Origin of the sequence: Bradyrhizobium viridifuturi (assembly GCF_001238275.1) — a bacterium.
GTDB classification, from domain to species: Bacteria; Pseudomonadota; Alphaproteobacteria; order Rhizobiales; family Xanthobacteraceae; genus Bradyrhizobium; species Bradyrhizobium viridifuturi.
This window is the reverse complement of sequence record NZ_LGTB01000038.1, coordinates 45,292-64,585: the sequence shown is the minus strand read 5'-3', so window position 1 is coordinate 64,585 and position 19,294 is coordinate 45,292. Positions and strand designations below refer to the sequence as shown.

18 protein-coding genes and 1 pseudogene are annotated in these 19,294 nt (G+C 65.9%); 8 read left to right on the top strand and 11 right to left on the bottom strand.

Annotation, left to right across the window (positions count from 1 at the left end):
- Positions 1-71 precede the first annotated feature (71 nt).
- From ALC15_RS29915 to ALC15_RS29900, 4 genes and pseudogenes are all read right to left on the bottom strand, one after another.
- Positions 72-914, bottom strand: coding sequence for a shikimate dehydrogenase (locus ALC15_RS29915; protein WP_094194204.1), 843 nt, complete (start codon positions 912-914; stop codon positions 72-74).
- A gap of 46 nt (positions 915-960) precedes the next feature.
- Positions 961-1,602, bottom strand: a complete 642-nt coding sequence (locus ALC15_RS29910; protein WP_050630389.1) for a YoaK family protein — start codon at positions 1,600-1,602, stop codon at positions 961-963.
- A 94-nt stretch (positions 1,603-1,696) separates the two neighbouring features.
- Positions 1,697-3,744 (bottom strand): annotated as a pseudogene (locus ALC15_RS29905) (elongation factor G).
- A 170-nt stretch (positions 3,745-3,914) separates the two neighbouring features.
- The gene (locus ALC15_RS29900) at positions 3,915-4,820 is read right to left on the bottom strand and encodes a LysR substrate-binding domain-containing protein (RefSeq protein WP_050630388.1); all 906 of its coding nucleotides are present in this window, start codon (positions 4,818-4,820) and stop codon (positions 3,915-3,917) included.
- 125 nt (positions 4,821-4,945) lie between these two features.
- Here ALC15_RS29900 and ALC15_RS29895 point away from each other — a divergent pair, with 125 nt between their 5' ends.
- Positions 4,946-5,878: an alpha/beta fold hydrolase gene (locus ALC15_RS29895; RefSeq protein WP_050630387.1), complete on the top strand. Its 933-nt coding sequence runs from the start codon at positions 4,946-4,948 to the stop codon at positions 5,876-5,878.
- Positions 5,879-5,973: 95 nt separating this feature from the next.
- Here the strand turns inward: ALC15_RS29895 and ALC15_RS29890 are convergent, their stop codons facing one another.
- From ALC15_RS29890 to ALC15_RS29880, 3 genes are all read right to left on the bottom strand, one after another.
- Positions 5,974-6,456 (bottom strand): DUF992 domain-containing protein, encoded by a 483-nt coding sequence (locus tag ALC15_RS29890; RefSeq protein WP_050630386.1) that lies wholly within the window; start codon positions 6,454-6,456, stop codon positions 5,974-5,976.
- 322 nt (positions 6,457-6,778) lie between these two features.
- Positions 6,779-7,303 carry a DUF992 domain-containing protein gene (locus tag ALC15_RS29885; RefSeq protein ID WP_050630385.1) on the bottom strand — a complete coding sequence of 175 codons (525 nt, stop codon included), beginning with the start codon at positions 7,301-7,303 and terminating at the stop codon, positions 6,779-6,781.
- A gap of 270 nt (positions 7,304-7,573) precedes the next feature.
- Positions 7,574-8,776 (bottom strand): pyridoxal phosphate-dependent aminotransferase, encoded by a 1,203-nt coding sequence (locus ALC15_RS29880; RefSeq protein WP_050630384.1) that lies wholly within the window; start codon positions 8,774-8,776, stop codon positions 7,574-7,576.
- Between the two features lie 619 nt (positions 8,777-9,395).
- Here ALC15_RS29880 and ALC15_RS29875 point away from each other — a divergent pair.
- From ALC15_RS29875 to ALC15_RS44595, 3 genes are all read left to right on the top strand, one after another.
- Complete coding sequence (locus ALC15_RS29875) at positions 9,396-10,049, top strand: glutathione S-transferase family protein (protein WP_050630383.1); 654 nt, start codon at positions 9,396-9,398, stop codon at positions 10,047-10,049.
- 166 nt (positions 10,050-10,215) lie between these two features.
- Positions 10,216-10,392, top strand: coding sequence for a hypothetical protein (locus tag ALC15_RS44935; protein WP_167350179.1), 177 nt, complete (start codon positions 10,216-10,218; stop codon positions 10,390-10,392).
- 62 nt (positions 10,393-10,454) lie between these two features.
- Complete coding sequence (locus ALC15_RS44595) at positions 10,455-10,610, top strand: hypothetical protein (RefSeq protein WP_198961139.1); 156 nt, start codon at positions 10,455-10,457, stop codon at positions 10,608-10,610.
- A 10-nt stretch (positions 10,611-10,620) separates the two neighbouring features.
- On the opposite strand, the gene ALC15_RS29870 is transcribed toward ALC15_RS44595, so the two are convergent.
- A complete protein-coding gene (locus tag ALC15_RS29870) occupies positions 10,621-10,974 on the bottom strand; it encodes a DMT family protein (RefSeq protein ID WP_050630382.1) in 354 nt (117 codons plus the stop codon).
- A gap of 211 nt (positions 10,975-11,185) precedes the next feature.
- On the opposite strand from ALC15_RS29870, the gene ALC15_RS29865 reads away from it, so the two are divergent.
- The 3 genes from ALC15_RS29865 (at position 11,186) to ALC15_RS29855 (ending at position 13,832) form a co-directional block, all read left to right on the top strand.
- Positions 11,186-12,001 (top strand): PAS-domain containing protein, encoded by an 816-nt coding sequence (locus tag ALC15_RS29865; RefSeq protein ID WP_050630381.1) that lies wholly within the window; start codon positions 11,186-11,188, stop codon positions 11,999-12,001.
- A gap of 153 nt (positions 12,002-12,154) precedes the next feature.
- Positions 12,155-12,616, top strand: coding sequence for a GNAT family N-acetyltransferase (locus tag ALC15_RS29860; protein WP_050630380.1), 462 nt, complete (start codon positions 12,155-12,157; stop codon positions 12,614-12,616).
- A 274-nt stretch (positions 12,617-12,890) separates the two neighbouring features.
- The gene (locus tag ALC15_RS29855) at positions 12,891-13,832 is read left to right on the top strand and encodes an aldo/keto reductase (RefSeq protein ID WP_050630379.1); all 942 of its coding nucleotides are present in this window, start codon (positions 12,891-12,893) and stop codon (positions 13,830-13,832) included.
- 151 nt (positions 13,833-13,983) lie between these two features.
- Here ALC15_RS29855 and ALC15_RS29850 read toward each other — a convergent pair whose 3' ends face one another.
- Positions 13,984-15,210 carry a DUF1501 domain-containing protein gene (locus ALC15_RS29850; protein WP_050630378.1) on the bottom strand — a complete coding sequence of 409 codons (1,227 nt, stop codon included), beginning with the start codon at positions 15,208-15,210 and terminating at the stop codon, positions 13,984-13,986.
- Positions 15,207-16,784 carry a DUF1800 domain-containing protein gene (locus ALC15_RS29845; protein WP_050630377.1) on the bottom strand — a complete coding sequence of 526 codons (1,578 nt, stop codon included), beginning with the start codon at positions 16,782-16,784 and terminating at the stop codon, positions 15,207-15,209. The genes ALC15_RS29850 and ALC15_RS29845 overlap by 4 nt, the downstream gene beginning before the upstream one ends.
- A gap of 327 nt (positions 16,785-17,111) precedes the next feature.
- On the opposite strand from ALC15_RS29845, the gene ALC15_RS29840 reads away from it, so the two are divergent.
- Positions 17,112-17,786, top strand: coding sequence for an HAD family hydrolase (locus tag ALC15_RS29840; protein ID WP_050630376.1), 675 nt, complete (start codon positions 17,112-17,114; stop codon positions 17,784-17,786).
- Between the two features lie 116 nt (positions 17,787-17,902).
- Here ALC15_RS29840 and ALC15_RS29835 read toward each other — a convergent pair whose 3' ends face one another.
- On the bottom strand, positions 17,903-18,823 hold the full coding sequence (locus ALC15_RS29835) for a hypothetical protein (RefSeq protein WP_347336331.1): 921 nt from the start codon (positions 18,821-18,823) through the stop codon (positions 17,903-17,905).
- Positions 18,824-19,294 lie beyond the last annotated feature (471 nt).

The following is a 19,294-nucleotide window of genomic DNA, read 5'->3' as shown; positions in this document are numbered from 1 at the left end:
CATCATTGATCTCCGGGAGGGAACGCGGGGGACTAACACGAGACCCCGTTCCGGAGACGCTATTCCAGGCCTCAAGTCTTTGTGAGATCGGCCTCAACGAGTGCGCGCAGTTCCGCAGTGACTTGCGGGCGTTGCCCGAACCACAATTCAAAACCGCGCACGGCCTGGTGCAGCAGCATGCCGAGCCCATCCGCAGTCTTCAGCGAGCGCGCCGAGGCCGCCGCAAGCAGCGGCGTCACCAGCGGCACATAGACAAGATCGGTAACAACCGCGCTCTGCGGCAACAGGGAGACATCGATCTGAAGCGCCGGTTGGCCGTGCATACCGAGCGAGGTCGTGTTCACGAGCAGGCCTGAGCGCGGCAACAACTCGCCGACCGCGTCCCAGGTCGCCGGATGAACACGCGCGCCGAACTGGTCGGCGAGCGCGCGCGCGCGGCCGATGGTGCGGTTGACCAGGTGCACCCGCGTGATGCCGCGCTCGATCAGTCCGAACACCACCGCGCGCGCCGCGCCGCCGGCACCGAGCACCAGCGCGTCCTCGGTCTTGTCCCAGCCCGGCGCGCAGGCGTCGAGATTGTTGATGAAGCCCTCGACATCGGTGTTGGTCGAGCGCAACTCGCCATCGGCGAACCACAGCGTGTTGGCGGCGCCGACGGCGCGGGCGCGCGCATCCGGTGCCGACAGCGCCAGCGCCTGCTCCTTGTGCGGAAGGGTGACGTTGGCGCCGACGAAGCCACGCAGCGACAGGCGGAACAGGAAATCCTTGAAATCCTCCGGCGGCACCGCTTCGATCACATAGCCGCCCTCGATGCCGAGCGTGCGCAGCCAGTAATGGTGGATCAGCGGCGAGCGGGAATGCGCCGCCGGCCACCCGATCAGGCACGCGGCGCGGGTTTTGCCTTGGGATGGCATGCTTGAGGATGTCATGACCGTGACATCGGCCAAGGCAGCCGCGCTGTCAATCCATCCGCTTCGCGGTTGCGGCAACCAGCGCGCTGAGGGCAAACGCGGTGCCCGCGGCAAACCAGATCGCAGCGAGATTGATCCAGCGGTAGGCCAATGCGCCGCCGAGCGCACCGGCGACCAGCGCCGCCCACAGCAGCAGGTTGGGCAGCCAAGCCCAGCCTGCTCCGCCGGTCAGCGCCGCGGCTATCAGCTGGCCGGCCTTGACCAGCGCCCCCGTGACATAGGTGAGACCGAGCCCGGCGCCGCCCTCGAGCTGGAACACGGCATTCTCGAGCCCCATCGCCAGGACGATGGCGGCGACCGCGGCGTGCGGCAGGCCATACGCGTAGGCCAGCGCCGCCGCGGTCAGCAACAGCGCCTCGCCGAGGAGGATCAACGTCTGCCGATGAGCGAGGGGACTCAGCACGACCAGGCTGCCGGCCGCGGCGCCGCCGACGAACAGCACGATCAGCTCCAGCGCCTCCAGCGCGTGCTGCCAATGCCCCTCGGCCAAGGTCACGCCAAGCCGCGTCGAGTTGCCGCTCATGAAGGAGACGAACAGCCCGCCGAGATGCAGATAGCCGATGCCGTCGACATAACCGGCCAGCGCGCTGAGCGCGCAGGCCAGCGCCAGGTTGCGGCGGGATTCAAGCATGATGTCGTTGCGCCCCCATCAGGGACGCAAGCTAGCTGGCTGCGGCCATCCTGCCAACGATCACGCCGCGCGGGCGTGATCGCGGGGTGCTTCATCACGCCGCGTCGCGATGCGCGGCGATGATCTGGTCGGCGGCGCGGCCGGTCACTTCGGCCATGCGGTCGAACTGGCGGGTGAAGGTGCCGGCGCCGGCCGTGGCCGAACGCAGCTCCACGATGAGGTCGCCGATCTCGGATTCCGGCATCGTGGCGCGAACGCAGTCCCAGCCGCTCCAGCCTCGCGGGTGTCGAAACCGAGGATCTGGCCGCGGCGCGCCGACAGGATCGCATTGATCTTGGCGGTGGCGTCGGTCGGACAGACGATCTCGACCATGTGGATCGGCTCCAGCAGTACCGGCTGGCACTGCGGCAAGCCTTCGCTGACCCCGATCCGCGCCGCGGTGCGGAACGCGAGATCGGAGGAATCGACGCTGTGGTAGGAGCCGTCGGTCAGCGTGACGTCGACGTCGATCACCGGGAAACCGAGCGGGCCGCGCGCCAGCGCGTCGACGACGCCTTCCTCCACCGCGCCGATATAGTTGCGCGGCACTGCGCCGCCGACCACCTTCTCGTGGAATTCGAAGCCCGACCCGCGCGGCTTCGGCTTGATGTCGAGCACCACATCGCCGAACTGGCCATGGCCGCCGGACTGCTTCTTGTGCCGGCCGCGCTGGGTAATGGCTTTGCGGATGGTCTCCTGGTAGCCGATCGCCGGCGGATGCGATTTGACGTTGACGCCGTAGCGGTCCTTCAGCCGCTCCTGGGCGACGCGCAGATGCATCTCGCCCTGCCCCCACAGCACGGTGTCGTGGGTGCGCGGGTTCTGGATCATCGTCAGCGAGGGGTCCTCCTCGTTCAGCCGCAGCAGCGCCTGGCCGAGCTTGACGTCGTCCTTGCGATCGGTCGCGGCGATCGAGATCGACAGCACCGCCGCCACCGGTTCGACCTTGACCAGCGAGGCCGGGGCCGTCTTGCCGCTGGAGACCGTGTCGCCGGTCTTGATTGCGTCGAGCTTGCCGAGCGCGACGGTGTCGCCGGCCTCCGCCGACGGCCGCTTGCTGTCATGCGTGCCCGAGACCGCGAGGATGCCGGAGACGCGTCCGCTGTCGCCGCTCGAGGATTGCAGCGTCGCGCCGTCGTCGAGATGGCCCATCAGCACGCGCGCCAGCGACAGCTTGCCGCCGTGCTGCAGATGCACCGTCTTGAACACATAGGCCAGCGCATCCTTCTGGTCCTTGATGCCGAGCCGTTGGGCGGTCTCGGCAACGCCGGGCGCCTCGTGACGCAGCGCCTTCATCAACCGGAGCACGCCGTTCTCGCGGCTCGCAGCACCAAGCAGCACCGGACAGATCAACCCGTCGCGCAATTCGCGGGCGAGATCGTCGAACACCGCATCGCGCGGCGGCTGGATATCCTCCAGCAATTGCTCCATCAGCGCGTCGTCGTGATCGGCGAGCTTCTCCAGCATCGAGAAGCGCGCTTCCTTCTCGCGGTCGAGGTTGCCGCCCTCGAGCGCCATCACCTCCGACGGCTTGTGCTCGCGATAGACGAAGGCACGTTCCAGCGCGAGATCGACGAAACCCTCGATCAGATCGCCATTCCAGATCGGGATCTGGCGCAGCACCAGCGGCACGCGCGAGGCCGGCTGCAGCGTCGCAAGCGTCTCGCGGACGCGCTTGTTGGCGCGGTCGATCTTGTTCAGGAACAGGAAACGGGGAATCCCGAGCTCCTCGAGCTCGCGCAGGATGATCTGCAGCTGCGGCAGCTTCTTCTCGTCAGCTTCGCAGACCACGACCGCGGCATCGACCGCCGGCAACGCGGCACGCATATCGTGCGCGAATTCGATCGAGCCGGGGCAATCGATAAAGGTGTAGGTGTCCCCCATAAAGGTGGTGGCGGCGGCGGTCAGACCTACGCCCATCTTGTGTTGACGCGCCTCGGGGCTGGCATCGCCGACGGAGGTTCCGGCATCGACGCTGCCGGCAGTCTTGATGGCGCCCGTGCGCGCCAGGATCGCTTCCAGAAGTGTGGTTTTACCGCTTTGGAAAGGGCCCACCAGCGCGATGCACCGTGGACCTCGGGGACTTCTGACGTCTTGTCCCATTGCCGCCTCCTCGTGTTGGAGCTCGGCCCATGATTGGGTCGGCGACCATTCATGCTCTGCCTGCGTTTGACATTTGGCAAGCGAGAAAACGTCGCTGCGGTGCGGCGGCGCGGAGGTTAACGATCGCAGAGCTGCGCGCCGCCATCGTCCGGACGAAGGCGTCCGACGCGTCAGTTCCGTGCGGGTGCAATCTCGCGCCAGCGCGCCGCAAGGTCGAGCAGGCGCTGCACGGCAGGCGACGCATCTTCCTCGCGCCACGCAACCGTGAGCGGAGCCGTCACCATCGGCGCGGAAAGCGGAACGTAAGCCACGCCGCGACCGGTCTGCGCGCGCGCCGCAGCCTCCGGAACGAGCGACACGCCGACACCGGCGGCGATCAGGCCGATCGCGGTTTGCAGATGCAGAACCTCTTGCGCGAGCCGCGGCGTAAAGCCCGCGGCCTGGCACGCGTTCACGATCAGGCCCGTGACCGAAGGCTCCGGTTGCGCCGGATAGAGCACGAAAGCATCATCGGACAGTTCGGCGAGCGCAATGTGGCCTCGCGCCGCGAGGGGATGCGCGCGCGGCAGTGCCGCGACATAGGGCTCATCGAGGATCAGGCGCTGCGCCAGCCCGGCTTCGGCTGGTAGCGCCGGGCGTGCGAAGCCGACGTCGATCCGGCGCCGCCGCAACGCCTCGGCAATCTCTGCCGCCAGCATCTCGTCGAGCACCAGCTCGACATCGGGACAGGCGTCGCGATAGGCGCCGATGATATCGGGCAGGCCGGCAAACATGGCGGAGCCGACGAATCCGATCGCGAGCTTGCCGGCCTGGCCGCGCCCGACCCGCCGCGTGTCGGCAACCGCGCTCTCGAAGCTTGCGAGCAGCGCGCGTGCGCGCGCCAGAAACATCTCGCCGGCCTCGGTGAGCCTGACCGGACGACTATTCCGCTGCAGCAGCGTGACGCCGAGCTCGTCCTCGAGCTGGCGGATCTGCTGGCTGAGCGGCGGCTGCGCGATGTGCAGCCGCTCGGCCGCCCGCGTGAAATTCAATTCCTCGCCGAGCGCCACGAAGTATCTGAGGTGTCGCAATTCCATGCCACCGCTATAGCACGGCGGCCGGCGGCGGCAGCCATACGCAATAGCTCTGCTACCGTATCGAACGAGTATTGGACCGGACGCGCGAACGCGTACAGCCTGCGGCCAACCACAGGAGGTCGCAGATGACGGCACTGGAAAAGGCCTTCGCGGATGCAGCCGCGGCAGGCATCACGCAACAGAAGATCGATATCGGCGGCCTATCCGTCAACGTCGCGCGCTTCGGCAACGGCCCGCCTCTGCTGCTGCTCCATGGCTGGCCGGAGTTCTGGCTGGTGTGGCGTCCGCTGATGCTGCGCCTCGGCGACTGTTTCGAGCTGATCGCGCCCGATCTGCGCGGCTGCGGCGACACCGGCAAGCCGACGCCGACACCTGACGCGTCGGCCACCGCGGAGCGCCACGCGCTGGACATGTTCGCGGTCATGGACGCGCTCGGTCATGACCGCTTCGGCGTGATCGGCGGCGATCTCGGCGCCTATGTCATGCAGGCGATGTCGCATCGTGAGCCGCGGCGGCTGACCGGCACGCTCTATCTCTGCACGCCCTATCCGGGCCTCGGCCAGCGCTACGGCGGGCCCGGCCACCTGATCGAGGTCTGGTATCAATACTTCCAGCAACTGCCGTGGGCGGCGCAACTGGTCGGCAGTTCGCGCGAGTCGTGCCGGCTCTATTTCCGTCACTTCCTCGACCATTGGTCGGGCGACAATCCCGCCGTGTTCGGCGAGCTGCTCGAAGCCTATGTCGACAGCTTCATGAAGCCGGGCAACATCCAGGGTGGCTTCGACTGGTATCTCTCGTCCGCGCCCAATCGCCGGCTCTGGCTGGAGGGCAAGCTACCGGCGCAACCGCGCATCGAGGTGCCCTCGCGCTTTCTCTGGGGCCGCCGCGATCCGCTGATCTCGCCCGAATGGTCGGACAGGCTGGGGGACTATTGGCGCGAGCCTTCGATCAGGTTCGTCGACACCGGACATTATGTTCACGCCGAAGCGCCCGGGATCGTTGCCGAAGAAGCCCGCGGCTTCTTCGGCAGGCTGGAGAACGGTGAGCGCGGGCTTTAAAGCGTGACGAGATCAAATGAACGTCATCGCACTCTCGCCGCTTGTTTGCGCATGATCTTTCCGGAAAACCGCTTCGCACTTTTCCGGATCATGCTTTAGCGACCCGGACGCAGTTCCAGGCTCTCGAGGCCAGCGGCGATGTTGACGCCGACCTGACCCTGCACGCTGAGCGGCTGCAGCGCGATCGTGTTGTCGGAGCCGCCGACCAGCACGTTGCCGCCGACGCCGACGCCGAGCGTCGCACTGCCCTGCGCACCGGCATAGTTGCCGGACAGCGCGCCCGGTCCGAGCCGCTCCACCGGTGCATAGACGCCCCAGGCCAGCGCCGATTCTTGGGTGATGCCGAGATCGATGCCGACCTTCTGGATGGTCGCGATGTAGCGGTCCTCGGGCAGGCCATTGGCGCGCAGCACGCAGCCGAGATGGGTCACGGAACCGACGATGAAGCCGACGCTCGCGCCACCGCGGCATTCCAGGACGCCGACCTGCACGCGCTGGATCGGCTGTTGAGCGTCGGCGCCAACGATTGCGGTGAGCGTGGCAATGGCGGCAGCGGCGAGGAGAGTGAAGCGACGCATGTTGGGGAGTCTCCGGCTGAAAGGCATGACGCGAGCAGAGAACAGAACGGCGCCGTGTCTGCGGCGCCGTTCGCATCCTATGCCATAACATCGAAAGATCGGCCAGAATATGCGGTGCCCGGCCACCGATTGTTACGGGATGTGGCGGTGTTGCTATGTTCCCTCAACGCTGCCGGCTGCGCCGGCGGCAGACAGCAAACAACAGAGCGCAAAAAAAGAGGCCCGCTTTCGCGGGCCCCTTTGATCGAACACCAACCAGCCTAGAGCGTTTTCGAGCGAAGTGGATACCGGTTCGCGTGAAGAAAACGCGTCAAGCCAAAATCTAGTGGTGGTGATGATGGCGGTGGTGGCGATGATGCCGGCGCGGACCGCTGGCGCGGACCGGCTCGAGATCGATCCCGGCGATGCCGGCCGCAACGTTGAGACCGGTCTGGCCCTGCACGCTGATCGGCTGCAGCGCATAGGCGTTGTTCGGGCCACCGAACAGGAAGTTACCGCCGGCGCCGAGGCCGACCGAAGCATTGACGCCGACGCCGCCGTAGCTGCCGGCGAGCGCGCCGCGCGGCACGACGGTGGTCGGCGCACTGACGGCCCAGGCGAGCTGGGTCTGCCCGGTGAAGCCGAGGTCGACGCCGATCCGCTTCACGGTCGCAAGATACGGCTCGGGCCGACGGCCGCCGCTCTGGAACACGCATTCGAGGCGGGCGACAGAGCCGACGACGAAGCCGACATTCTCGCCGCCCTGGCACTGCAGGACCCCGGCTTGAACCTGTTGAGGCGCCGCGTTGGCGGTGGCGAACGGCGCCAGCAACGCAAGCGCTGCAAAGGTGAGGGTCGAAAGTCGCATTGGTCTGTCTCCGCAAGGTGAACTGAATTGCAATTTGCGCGGCGGACAGAAAGCAAGGGTCGTGTCTAAAACAAGGCAGTTCGCAAAGAGGCCGTAAAAACTTCCCGCGTGTGGCATCGATGTTCGTACACACACGCGTGAGATGAGCGCGTTGTGATTTGACTCAGCGATTTTACCGCCGCGCGCAATCTACGCGCTGACGATAGTTGGAGCACACAAACAAAAACGCTCCCGCATTAGGTGCGGGAGCGTTTCCTCGTTCGGAATTAACTATCGCAGATTACCGCAGAAGCGCTGGATGCGCTTGCAGGCATCCTCGAGATCAGAGGTCTTGGTGGCGTAGGAGATGCGGAACGCCGGTCCGAGACCGAACGCGGATCCCTGCACGACGGCGACGCCTTCGCTTTCGAGCAGCTCGGTGACGAACGTCTCGTCATTGTCGATCACCTTGCCCGAGGGCGCCTTCTTGCCGATCGTGCCGGCGCAGGACGGATAGACGTAGAACGCGCCTTCCGGCCGCGGGCACTCGATGCCGCTCGCCTGATTGAGCATCGACACCACGAGGTCGCGGCGCTCCTTGAACACCTTGTTATTCGCAGCGATGAAGTCCTGCGGACCGTTGAGTGCCTCGACCGACGCCCACTGCGCGATCGACGACGGGTTCGAGGTCGACTGCGACTGGATCGTCGCCATCGCCTTGATCAGCTGCGCCGGGCCGCCGGCGTAACCGATGCGCCAGCCGGTCATGCAGTAGGCCTTCGACACGCCGTTCACGGTCAACGTCCGATCGTAAAGGCTCGGCTCGACCTGCGCCGCGGTGGTGAAGACGAAGTCGTCATAGACGAGGTGCTCGTACATGTCGTCGGTCATCACCCAGACATGCGGATGCTTGACCAGCACGTCGGTGATCGCCTTGAGCTCGCTCCTGGTGTAGGCCGAGCCGGTCGGGTTCGACGGCGAGCACAGGATCACCCACTTGGTCTTCGGCGTGATCGCCTTCTCGAGATCTTCCGGACGCAGCTTGAAGCCGGTCGAGGCCGGGCACACCACCGGGACTGACTCGCCGCCGGCAAGCGCCACCATCTCGGGATAGCTGACCCAGTACGGCGCCGGGATGATCACCTCGTCGCCCGGATTGATGGTCGCCATCAGCGCGTTGTAGAGCACCTGCTTGCCGCCGGTGCCGACGATGATCTGGTTCGGCTTGTAGGTCAGCCCGTTCTCGCGCGAGAACTTGTTGATGATGGCTTCCTTGAGCTCCGGAATGCCGCCGACATCGGTGTACTTGGTCTTGCCGGCCTCGATCGCGTGGATCGCAGCCAGCTTGATGTTGGCGGGCGTGTCGAAGTCCGGCTCGCCGGCGCCGAGGCCGATGACGTTGCGGCCCGCGGCTTTCAGCGCGCGTGCTTTGTCCGTGACCGCGATCGTCGCGGACGGCTTCACACGGTCGAGCGCAGCGGACAGGAAGGCCATTATCATCTCCTGGCAAACGTCGTGAGCCGTTGGGCCACGACATGATTTGAATGGGATCGCGGCACCCTAGGCCTGTCGCCGCTGCATCGCAAGAAGCTTGGCGATAAAGCACGAAACTTTCACGCATGGCGCGCGGGATGCGCAATATTCCGCAAGTTCCGGCCTCAAATGACTCATATCCGGCAAGCCCTGCCGGAGTTGCTCCAGCCTTGCCGGCAAGGCCTCCGGCCACGTTGTCCAGCGCGGATTGCTCCGAGGACAATGTGCCGCGCGCAGCTGCCTGACAGTGCCGACGGCAGGCGGTCCGGCGTAACCGACGACGACACATCCCGCGATCCGGATGCCGCGTTAACGTTTCTGAATAGCAGCATGTCGGTGACGGCGATCGATCCTATCGACCGGCACCGTGCACAGCGTCGCGCAGGCGTGATCCGAATTGTTCTGCCGTGTTGATGGAATCGTTCTGCACGCGTGCAGTGCGGTAGACGTTTCGACTTTTTCCACATTGCAGGGCTTGCGACGCACCCCTGTCGGCATCATTGTTTAGCGGCGTTGCGGTGTGACAGGCCGCGCAACTTTCAAGCGTACCGTCTCCCTGACCTGAGTGAACCCCGACGCAATGTACAAGCTCTATTCGATGCAGCGCTCCGGCAACAGCTACAAGGTCCGGCTCGCGCTTGCCGTGCTGAACACGCCGTACGAGGCGATCGAGATCGACATCCTGCGCGGCGAGAGCCGGACCCCGGAATTTCTGGCCAAGAATCCGAGCGGCCAGGTGCCGTTGCTCGAGGTCGCCGAAGGCCGCCACCTCGCCGAGTCCAATGCCATTCTCTGGTATGTTGCGATCGGCACGCCGCTGGCGCCGGAGTCGCGGATCGAGCGCGCCGAGGCGCTGCAATGGATGTTCTTCGAGCAGCACGCGCTGGAGCCGAATATCGGCGCCGCCTATTTCTGGCTGTCGCTGGTCAAGGGCGGACGCGATCTGCAGACCCACGCGCTGGAGGACTGGATGGAGCGCGGCTATGCGGCGTTGCAGGTGATGGAAAATCACCTCAAGAACCACACGTTCTTCGCCGCCGAGCAATTCACCGTCGCCGACATCGCGCTCTACGGCTACACCCATGTCGCCGACCGCTGCGACTTCGACCTGACGACCTTTCCGTCGATCCGGACCTGGCTGAAACGGGTCGAGCAGACCCCCGGATTTGTCTCGATGGATTGGCAGCCTGGTCCCGAGACGGCGCCCCAAGCTCGCCTCGTCGCCGGGGCCTGAATTCCGGGAATAGCGGGGAAATTGCCCAAATAGCGGGCAAAACTCCCGCATAGGCCGCATTTTCGCCGTTTTTGGAGGGCGCCGCGGCCGCAATGTTGCCGGTGACGGTCGGCAGATTCGCTCGGATGTCGCGAGTGATTCGCTCGCGACCTGAGGGATTTAGACCATGAAACGGTGGTCCGGCACGGCAGGCTTCCATGGCCGCCCTGCCCCGGTGGCGTCATCCCGGCTGACCAACGCGATCGCCGCGTCGCTCGCGCTTGGCGCGCTGACGCTGTGCCTGGTCGTCGCCGTCACGGTGCTGTCGAGCAACATTGGCGTGGCAACATCGATCCCGGCGTAATCAAGCAAATTTTCTTTGGCACCTTCATCCGCGGCAAGGCGCGGGAAAGACAGCGGCACGACATGATGAAGACCCCCGTGGGACTTGTGACCGTGACGCTGTCGGCGGCGATCCTGCTGGCGGCTTCGCTCCTGATTGTGACCGGCACGCAGGGCGAAGACCGCGCGCACCCCGCGCAGGTGACGACGCCTGCCGCCAAACCGGCACCGCACCACTAGCGCAGATGCGCTAGCTCCATTTGTGGAAGATGAAGAACGCGCCGGCCGCGATGAAGGCAAATCCGAGCGCGTGATTCCAGCCCAGCGGCTCCTTCAGGTACAAGACCGAGAAGGCCGCGAACACCACCAGCGTGATCACCTCCTGCATGGTCTTGAGCTGCGCCGCGCTATAGACCTCGCTGCCCCAGCGATTGGCCGGCACCGCCAGCCAGTATTCGAAGAAGGCGATGCCCCAGCTCACCATGATGACCATAGGGAGCGAATGATCCTTGAACTTGAGATGGCCGTACCAGGCGAAGGTCATGAAGACGTTCGAGGCAAACAGCATCAGGATCGGCAGCAGTGACGGCGAAATGGCGGGCATCGATGTCCTCTTGCAAGCAAAGCACGCGGTAACCCGCGGGCCCGGAACCTGGTTCCATGCCGATCTGCATAACATTTGATTTGAAAGCAACGAAATCTGGTTCGGCACGCGCAAGGGCCGCTTAACGGTCGGCGCGGAAATCCCGGCATGGTTGCGGCTCTGTCGTCAAACTGCGGCTTTATCGTTTGTTTGATGGATAGCGAGAACGCCCATGCGGTTTGAATGGCGTGTCATTTCAGGTCCGGCTCTAACGGCGATCACGGGGCTTGCCGCCTTCCTGATCGATCGCCACATTGCCGCCGTCCCCAACCCCGCGCCGCTGTTCGTCTGCATCGTGGCGCTGGCGAGCTCGATCAGCGGCATCACCTCCGGGCTGATCTCCGCCGCGATCGCGGTGGCCGCATCGGCGCTGTTCTTTCTCGATCATCGCGCGCTGCCCGGCTACGACACGGCCGACGTCGCGCGGATGCTGATGCTGGCGGCGACCGCGGCCGGCACCGCCGTGATCACCGGCATGCTGCGGCAGAAATGGATCGACGCCTTTGCCGCGGACAAGCAGCATCACGCCACCTCCGAGCGGCTCGCCGCCGCGCTCGACCAGGTCGACATCGGCATCGTGCTGCTCGATGCCGACACCCGCGCCGAATTCATCAACCGCGCCTTCCGCGACTATTTCGCGCTCTCAGACGCACAGGCCGACAGCAAGCCGCCTTTCGTCGCGCTGATGTATCATGGCCGCGACACCGGCGCCTACGAGTTGCCGGAAGACGAGATGAGCGCGTTCGTCACCAAACGCATCGAGATGATGCGTGCAGGCGATTCCACGCCGATCAACCTCAATCTCGCCGACGGCCAGGTGCTGCGCTTCAGCTGCACGGCGCTGCCGGACGGCGGCCGCATGCTGAGCTACACGCCGGTCACCGACCTCGTTCGGCATACCGATGATCCCGCCCGCGCCGACGAATACCGGGCACAACGCGCCGGGCGCGAACGCCATCTCGCGAGGCTGCTGCGCGCCGCCGAGTGACGCGCGGCCTCCCGATTGATCCCCCACATTGACGACGCCTTCTTTGGCATGATCTCTTCGGAAAACCGCTTCACACTTTTCCGGATCATGCTCTAGAACGTTGCGAGGCGATGCGCAGACATCGCGCAACGCAGGATCATCCGGGGATCGCTCATGTCCGACGACGTCACCATCCGCTTCGTCACGCGCGACGATTACGCCCAGTGGCTGCCCTTGTGGGACGGCTACAATGCTTTCTACGAGCGGTCCGGTCCGACCGCGCTCGCGCCCGCGATCACGGCGATGACGTGGGAGCGCTTCTTCGACGCCTACGAGCCGGTGCATGCGCTGGTCGCCGATGCCGGCGGCAGGCTGGTCGGGCTGACGCATTATCTGTTTCACCGCTCGACCACGGCGATCGCGCCGACCTGCTATTTGCAGGATCTTTTCACCAGCGAGGCCGCGCGCGGCAAGGGCGTCGGCCGCGCCTTGATCAACGGCGTCTACGCGCAGGCGAAGCTCGTCGGATCGCCGCGCGTCTACTGGCAGACGCATGAGACCAACCGCACCGCAATGCAGCTTTATGACAAGGTCGCGGACAGGCCGGGCTTCGTCATCTATCGCAAGATTCTCTGAGCGCGCATTCGCAGCCTGTGGATTGCACAGAGGTGTCACCGGCGCGTTACAAAGCCCGGCTACGCTTCCGCTCGCGTAAGATCAGGCCCCCCGTCTCAGATCTTCGCCCCGAGCGGTCCCCGTCAGTCGCCGCGTCTGACCGGGACCGCTTTTTTTCGACATTGCTTTTTTGCGACATTGCCATGCGTGACCGGCGGTAGGGCGACACCTTGCCGGCCTGCGTCGTGCGCGTCACAATCCGCGGACTCCCTCGCCTATCCCACAGGATTGTCCCATGGAAATTCGTAATCTCGGCAGTTCCGGCCTGCGCGTGTCCGCGGTCGGCATCGGCTGCAACAATTTCGGCCAGCGCACCGATCTGGAAACCTCGCGCAAGGTGATCCACAAGGCGATCGATCTCGGCATCACGCTGTTCGACACCGCCGACATCTATGCGGGCATGGGCGGCTCGGAAACCGTGCTCGGCACCGTGCTGGGCGATCGCCGCAAGGACATCGTGCTCGCCACCAAATTCTCCAAGCCGATGGCGACCGACGGCACCAAGCAGGGCGCCTCGCGGCGCTACATCATGTCGGCCGTCGAGGCGAGCCTCACCCGCCTGAAGACGGACTACATCGATCTCTACCAGCAGCACGACTACGATCCGCTGACGCCAATCGACGAGACTCTGCGCGCGCTCGACGATCTCGTGCGCCAGGGCAAGGTGCGCTACATCGGCAACTCCAACTTCCCGGCATGGCGGATCACGGAAGCCGAATACGTCGCGCGTCAGATGAACGTGAACCGCTTCGTGTCCTGCCAGGACGAATACAGCCTCGTGGTGCGCGGCATCGAGAAGGATTTGTTGCCGGCAGCGCAGCAATACAATCTCGGCCTGCTGCCATTCTTTCCGCTCGCCAGCGGCCTCTTGACCGGCAAGTACCAGCGCGGCGCGGCTGCGCCCGCCGACAGTCGGTTCGCCAAGGCGCCGGCCTTGAAGGACCGCTACGTCACGCCACGCAACGAGGACATCGTCGAGCAGTTGCAAACGTTCGCGCGGGAGCGCGGCCACAGCATGCTCGAGCTCGCCTTCTCCTGGCTCGCCGCCCGCCCGCAAGTCGCAAGCGTCATCGCCGGCGCGACACGCGTCGAGCAGATCGAGCAGAACGTCAAGGCGATCAGCTGGAAGCTGACGGCGGAGGAGATGGCGGAGATCGACCGGATCACAAAGGGGTAATTACTTGCGTCGTCCCGGCGAAGGCCGGGACCCATAACCACAAGTCTTCGTGGTCGCGCAGCGCTGTGGCTCCAGCTCGTTCCAACAATGATCAGCGGTGGCAATGGGTCCCGGCCTTCGCCGGGACGACACCGTGGTTGGGACACTCGCTTTAAGTAATCAACCCCTTCATCGGCCTTGCCGGCGCGCTGTCCGGAAACACCGTCTCGGCCAGCACGCGCTCGCCGAGGCCGAACTGATCGTGCAGCACGCCCTTGATCACGGCGCGCAGGTCGGTGGTCGGGGCGAGGTCGCGGGCCTGGTAGAGGTTGGCGGGCTTGAGGCCCGGCCAGTCGGTGATCATGCGGCCGCCATTGACAGCGCCGCCGGCGAGCAGCGCGATGGTGCCGGTGCCGTGGTCGGTGCCTTCGGTGCCATTGATGCGCGCGGTGCGGCCGAATTCGGTCGCCACCACGATCACGGTGTCGCGCCAGCGCGCGCCGAGACCGCTCTGGAATTCCGCCAGCGCGCCGTCGAGACCGCCGAGCAGCTGCGCAAGGCGGCCGACCGCGCCGCCCTCATTGGCATGGGTATCCCAGCCTTCGAAGGCGAGCGCACCGATCCGCGGTCCGTCATCGGCGGCCATCAGCTTGGCGGCGCCGCGCGCCACCAACCGCATCGCCGCCACGCCGCCGCCGGGCTTCGGCTTCATCTCATCGCCCTGCGCCTGCTTATCGAGTTGCAAGCCTTGCGTTAGCGCGCTGGCCAGCGTCGGATCGCGATGCTGATAGAGATCTAGCAGCCGCATCGCGGTGTCGTCGGCAGCCTGCGGCAGCGCGGACGGGGCCCAGCCGACGGTCGGCGCTGCGCCGCGCAGCACCAGCGGCGTGGTCGGGCCGACCGCCAGCGCGCTCGTCACCCGCTCGCCCTTCGGCAATGCTTCGAGCGCGCGGTTGAGCCAGCCGGACTGCACGCGGCCGGGACCGGGGAAGCCGCTCTCCAGCACATCCTGGCCGTCAAAATGCGAGCGGTCGCGATAGGAAGTCGCCACCGCATGAACCACCGCGGCCTGTTTGGCGCGATACATCCGCGCGAATTCCGGCATCGCCGGATGCAGGCCGAAGAATTGATCCAGCATCAGAGCCGCGTTCGGTCCATCGGCCCTCAGCGCGATCGCGCCATGCAGGCCGGCATAATCGGGATCGCCGACCGGCGCGACAGTTGCAAGGCCGTCGAGCGCGCCGCGCAGGATGATGGTGACGAAGCGCGGATCGCGGCCATCCGCGGCGCGCGCGAATTTCGGCAAATAGGCCCAGGCGGCAAACGAGGCGCCGCCGAGCAGCAGCGCGCGCCGCGACGTCGCCTGCATCCTCAGGCTCTCGGAGCAATCCATCGTCATCTCCTCTGGAATTCCGGCGACATCAGCAGCAGCGCCAGCGCCTGCTGCCGCGATTCCGCACGCTCGATGGTGCGCCGCGTCTCCGGCGCGGCGGCATCCGCGGCAACCAGCTCGAGCAATTCGCGCGGGTCGAACCGGTCGGCGAGTTGCGAGGCAAGCTGCGCCGAGATGTCGAGCCTGAGCTTGAGGCCTTCGGGCGCCGCCCAGGCCGCAGTGGTATCCGGAAAACCGTTCGGCCCGGCCGGCGACCACAGCGGCTGGCCGAGCAAATTGAGGCCGTTGAGATAGCGGCCAGGGTCCTCGGGATTGCGCGCCAGCAGCCGGCCGGAGGCGAGCAGGAATTCGTAAGGAGAGCGCATTTTCGTCAACGTCGCCTGCCACGCCTCGCTGGAGCCGACCAGTGTCGTGGCGAGCGCCCTGAGATCACCGTCGGTCTTGGTAAAGCTATCCTGCAGCTTCGCTACCAACGCCGGCGGCGGATCGTCGGCGACGAAATGACGGGCGAATTTGGTCGCGATGAATTTCGCGGTCGAGGGATGCCGCGCGATATCGGACAGCACCGCCTCGCCCTGCGCAACGCCGGCCTGCGCATAGGTCTTGCCCAGCACCTGCTGCGGCCCCGGCTGATGCGCATTGGCGTTGAACACGAAGCTGCCGGGCGTGCCGAGCTGGCCGCGGCGGCCGGCAAAGGTCCAGCCCGTGATGACGCGCGCCAGCGCCGTCACGTCGTCCTGGGTGTAGCCACCGCCGACGCCGAGCGTGTGCAGCTCCATGATCTCGCGCGCGAGGTTCTCGTTCAGGCCGCGATTGCGGTTGATGCCGGCGCGCGACTCCGGCCCGAGCGATTGCTGGTTGTCGAGGAAGAACAGCATCGCCGGATGCTGCTCGACCGCCTTCAGCATGTCCGAGAAGCGGCCGAGCACGTGCGGGCGGATCGCCTCGCGCTCGAACGAGCCGGCCCACATCCGCGCCAGCGCGCCCTTGTTGGCGGAGATGCAGAAGTGGTTGGACCAGAACACCACGAGCCGCTCGACGAAGCCGCAATCGGCAACCACGCCGCGCTGCAGCCGCGCCAAGGCCTCGGCGCGGAACGTCTTCTGGATGATGTTGAGCGGCTGCGCCGGCGGCTTCGGCGGACCTGCCATCGTCTGCATCGTCGGAGGCTGCATCGTGGCGGACGGCGTCATCGCCGCGTTGGCGCTGTCGGGCGGCTGAATCGCCGGATCCTTGCCGGCGATTTCCTTCGCAGCAGTCGACAGCGACAGGTTGCGCCGCGGTTGCGGCTTCGCGTCCGAACCCTGCGGTGGCGTCTCGCTCGCACCTTGCTGCGCGGCCTTCGCGGCGTTGCGCGCCTGCTGGATCTCGAACTGATAGTCGAACACCTGCCTGCCGAGCTCCGGCGTCGAGAGCAGGCCCGGCACTTCGAGCAGCGCGCCGTTCGGACGCGCCAGTTCGGCCAGCACGAAACCGCGCGGATCGGAGGCCGCGTTGATGAAGTCGCCGGACGCCCCGCCACGCGCGCCGAATCCAAACCGGTTGAGCGCAATCAGCGCGGCTTGCGAATCACGGGCCATCGGAATTCCCTTAACGGCCTATCCCGGCTATATCGGTTGCGAGTATCATAGCGCGGTCGGGGATGAACCCGAGATTAATTCGCGCATTAAATCGCGGTTAGAAATGGACCTCTCGTCAAGCAATCGTTCCGAACAAGCTTCGCCACGCCGGCTCGCTTGCACGGCATGCGGCAGCGAATTCTCCTGCGCGCTCACGGGATCGTGCTGGTGCTTCGACGAGAGCTTTCGCCTGCCGATGCCGACCGACGGCGCCGACTGCCTGTGCCCCGCCTGCTTGCGGAAACTGGCGGAACAACAAGCCGCGACGAGCGGCAAGTGAACATACGAGTGAACACGCCCTGGACCGTCGACGCCGTCCTGCTCGACATGGACGGCACGCTGCTCGACACCGAGAAGGTTTACTTCGAGAGCCTGGTCACGGCGCTCAATGCATGCGGCTACACCGACGATGTCGTCGCGCTGTGCCATTCCATGGTCGGCCTTCCCGGCCCGGTCTGCGAGGCGATGCTGCGCGATCATTACGGCGCAGCGTTTCCGCTCGAGGCGGTCAATCGCGCCTTCATCGTCACCCGCGATCGCATGTTCGACGCCGGCCTGCCGCTCAAGCCCGGGACGCTCGCGCTGCTCGACGGCCTTGCCGACGCCGGCCGCCGGACCGCGATCGTGACCTCGTCGTCGCGCCGCACCGCCGAGCGCCATCTCACGCTCGCCGGAATCCGCAGCCGCTTCGACACGCTGCTGACGCTCGACGACGTGACCCACGGCAAGCCCGACCCGGCGCTCTATCTCAAGGCCGCCGCACGGCTCGGCGTGCCGCCTGCGGCCTGCATCGCGGTGGAGGATTCCAACCACGGCGTCGCCGCCGCGCACGCCGCCGGCGCTATCACGCTGATGGTGCCCGACATGGCGCCGCCGACCGAAGAGACGCGGGCGAAATGCGCGGCCGTGCTGCCGGACCTCAACGCGGTGCTGGCGCTGCTGCAGGAGCGCGGCGCGCTCTAAGCGTCGTTGCGGGCATTTCGAGGACCACGCCGGCGGGTTACGCCGGAGCCGTCATCGGACCGCGCTTTGCGCCATCCCGATGGGCGGACCCACCAGACGCACCATCGCGATCCCGCTCAGATCGTTCGCACCTTCGATGACTTCGCGGTCCTTGCGCGTTTCGCCGCGGCGTGACTGTCGCGCGCCGCGTGGCGGCTGCGCGTCTTCGCGTCCAGCGTCGCCTGTCGCGTTTCGCCGCCACCGCGGTGAGCGGCATATTCCTTGCCATCGATCGGCGCCAGATGGGGCGGGTCAAAACCGAGATAGGGGCGCGCGACGCCGAACTCCTTGCCGTGCGCGTCGACCCATTTCCAGAGCCTTTCCGACGATCTCCAACGGTCGTCGCGGGTCGCGCCGTCGGTGCTGACGATGTCGGCCGCGAGCCCATGGCCGTAGCCGCCACGGAAGCTGCCGCCGTGATACGATTTATTGCTGGCCGCCTTCAGCCCGCTTGCAATCGACTGGCGGTAGTCATCGCGGAAGGCGCTGGTGATGCCGGGCGACAGGCCGGCCTGTTCCGCCGCGAGAAGCGCATGAAAGAGCTTCAGCTTGAAGCTCCGATCGACACCTCCCATGACGTAGTCCATCATCGGCATGCCGGCTCTTTCGGCCGCCTTGGTATCCTTCCAGGCGAAATCCTCATCGACAAGCCGGGTGAAGGTTCTGGTGACCGTCACCATCTTCTTCTTTCTCTTGACCGTCACCTGCCTCTGCTCAGGCACCTTGATGGTGTCTTCCTTGGGCGTCCTTTGATAGAGCGCCCACAGATAGCGATCGATGCAGGCGTTGACGTCCCAGCACTCGTCGAGGATTTCGACGGAGTCCACCGCCGGCTTGGCCACGCGAGGCTCCGGATCCGGCGAGTTCGCTACCGGCGCCTGCAGCGGCTGAATGTCCACCGGCAGCGCCGGATCGCTCAACGCGGCCTCGACGACGGGTTCCGCCTCGTGCACGGTCGGCGCAGCCTTGGCGGTTGCCACCGCTTCCTGTTCGCTCATGGTCACGGCATGAGGGCCATCGACGGCAGCGCTCGACGTGGCGGTTGCCGACGATGTCGCCGATACGGCATCGGCGACGACAGCAACTGCGCGAGATTCATCAACCGACGCACCGGTGACTGACGCATCGGAGACTGACGCACCGATCATCTCGATGCCAGCCGAACCGGACGTCGCAAACCACGAGACAATGCAGCCTGACAGAACGACCGTCCCGCCCAACGCCGCCGCCCGTACCCGCCGCGAGTTCATCATCCCAGCCTCCACGGGCTCCTCGGGAGCCAGATTGCAAGCATGTGACGATGCGATCATCCGCCCGGGGCGTGGTCGCGCAATGGCGAAAAAAGGTTAACGACCCATCTTTCCGAACGATGTTGCCCGAATGCAACTCGCGCCCTACCCCCGTTTTCACCCCGGCTTCGTGAGTGCCGTCTCGATCCGCGTGCGCGCGGCCTCGTCAGCCGCATCGTG

Excerpts from the sequence above, each read along its gene's own strand:
- ALC15_RS29915 (WP_094194204.1), bottom strand. The coding sequence starts at position 914 with ATGCCATCCCAAGGCAAAACCCGCGCCGCGTGCCTGATCGGGTGGCCG.
- ALC15_RS29910 (WP_050630389.1), bottom strand. The coding sequence starts at position 1,602 with ATGCTTGAATCCCGCCGCAACCTGGCGCTGGCCTGCGCGCTCAGCGCG.
- ALC15_RS29900 (WP_050630388.1), bottom strand. The coding sequence starts at position 4,820 with ATGGAATTGCGACACCTCAGATACTTCGTGGCGCTCGGCGAGGAATTG.
- ALC15_RS29895 (WP_050630387.1), top strand. The coding sequence starts at position 4,946 with ATGACGGCACTGGAAAAGGCCTTCGCGGATGCAGCCGCGGCAGGCATC.
- ALC15_RS29890 (WP_050630386.1), bottom strand. The coding sequence starts at position 6,456 with ATGCGTCGCTTCACTCTCCTCGCCGCTGCCGCCATTGCCACGCTCACC.
- ALC15_RS29885 (WP_050630385.1), bottom strand. The coding sequence starts at position 7,303 with ATGCGACTTTCGACCCTCACCTTTGCAGCGCTTGCGTTGCTGGCGCCG.
- ALC15_RS29880 (WP_050630384.1), bottom strand. The coding sequence starts at position 8,776 with ATGGCCTTCCTGTCCGCTGCGCTCGACCGTGTGAAGCCGTCCGCGACG.
- ALC15_RS29875 (WP_050630383.1), top strand. The coding sequence starts at position 9,396 with ATGTACAAGCTCTATTCGATGCAGCGCTCCGGCAACAGCTACAAGGTC.
- ALC15_RS44935 (WP_167350179.1), top strand. The coding sequence starts at position 10,216 with ATGAAACGGTGGTCCGGCACGGCAGGCTTCCATGGCCGCCCTGCCCCG.
- ALC15_RS44595 (WP_198961139.1), top strand. The coding sequence starts at position 10,455 with ATGATGAAGACCCCCGTGGGACTTGTGACCGTGACGCTGTCGGCGGCG.
- ALC15_RS29870 (WP_050630382.1), bottom strand. The coding sequence starts at position 10,974 with ATGCCCGCCATTTCGCCGTCACTGCTGCCGATCCTGATGCTGTTTGCC.
- ALC15_RS29865 (WP_050630381.1), top strand. The coding sequence starts at position 11,186 with ATGCGGTTTGAATGGCGTGTCATTTCAGGTCCGGCTCTAACGGCGATC.
- ALC15_RS29860 (WP_050630380.1), top strand. The coding sequence starts at position 12,155 with ATGTCCGACGACGTCACCATCCGCTTCGTCACGCGCGACGATTACGCC.
- ALC15_RS29855 (WP_050630379.1), top strand. The coding sequence starts at position 12,891 with ATGGAAATTCGTAATCTCGGCAGTTCCGGCCTGCGCGTGTCCGCGGTC.
- ALC15_RS29850 (WP_050630378.1), bottom strand. The coding sequence starts at position 15,210 with ATGACGATGGATTGCTCCGAGAGCCTGAGGATGCAGGCGACGTCGCGG.
- ALC15_RS29845 (WP_050630377.1), bottom strand. The coding sequence starts at position 16,784 with ATGGCCCGTGATTCGCAAGCCGCGCTGATTGCGCTCAACCGGTTTGGA.
- ALC15_RS29835 (WP_347336331.1), bottom strand. The coding sequence starts at position 18,823 with ATGAGCGAACAGGAAGCGGTGGCAACCGCCAAGGCTGCGCCGACCGTG.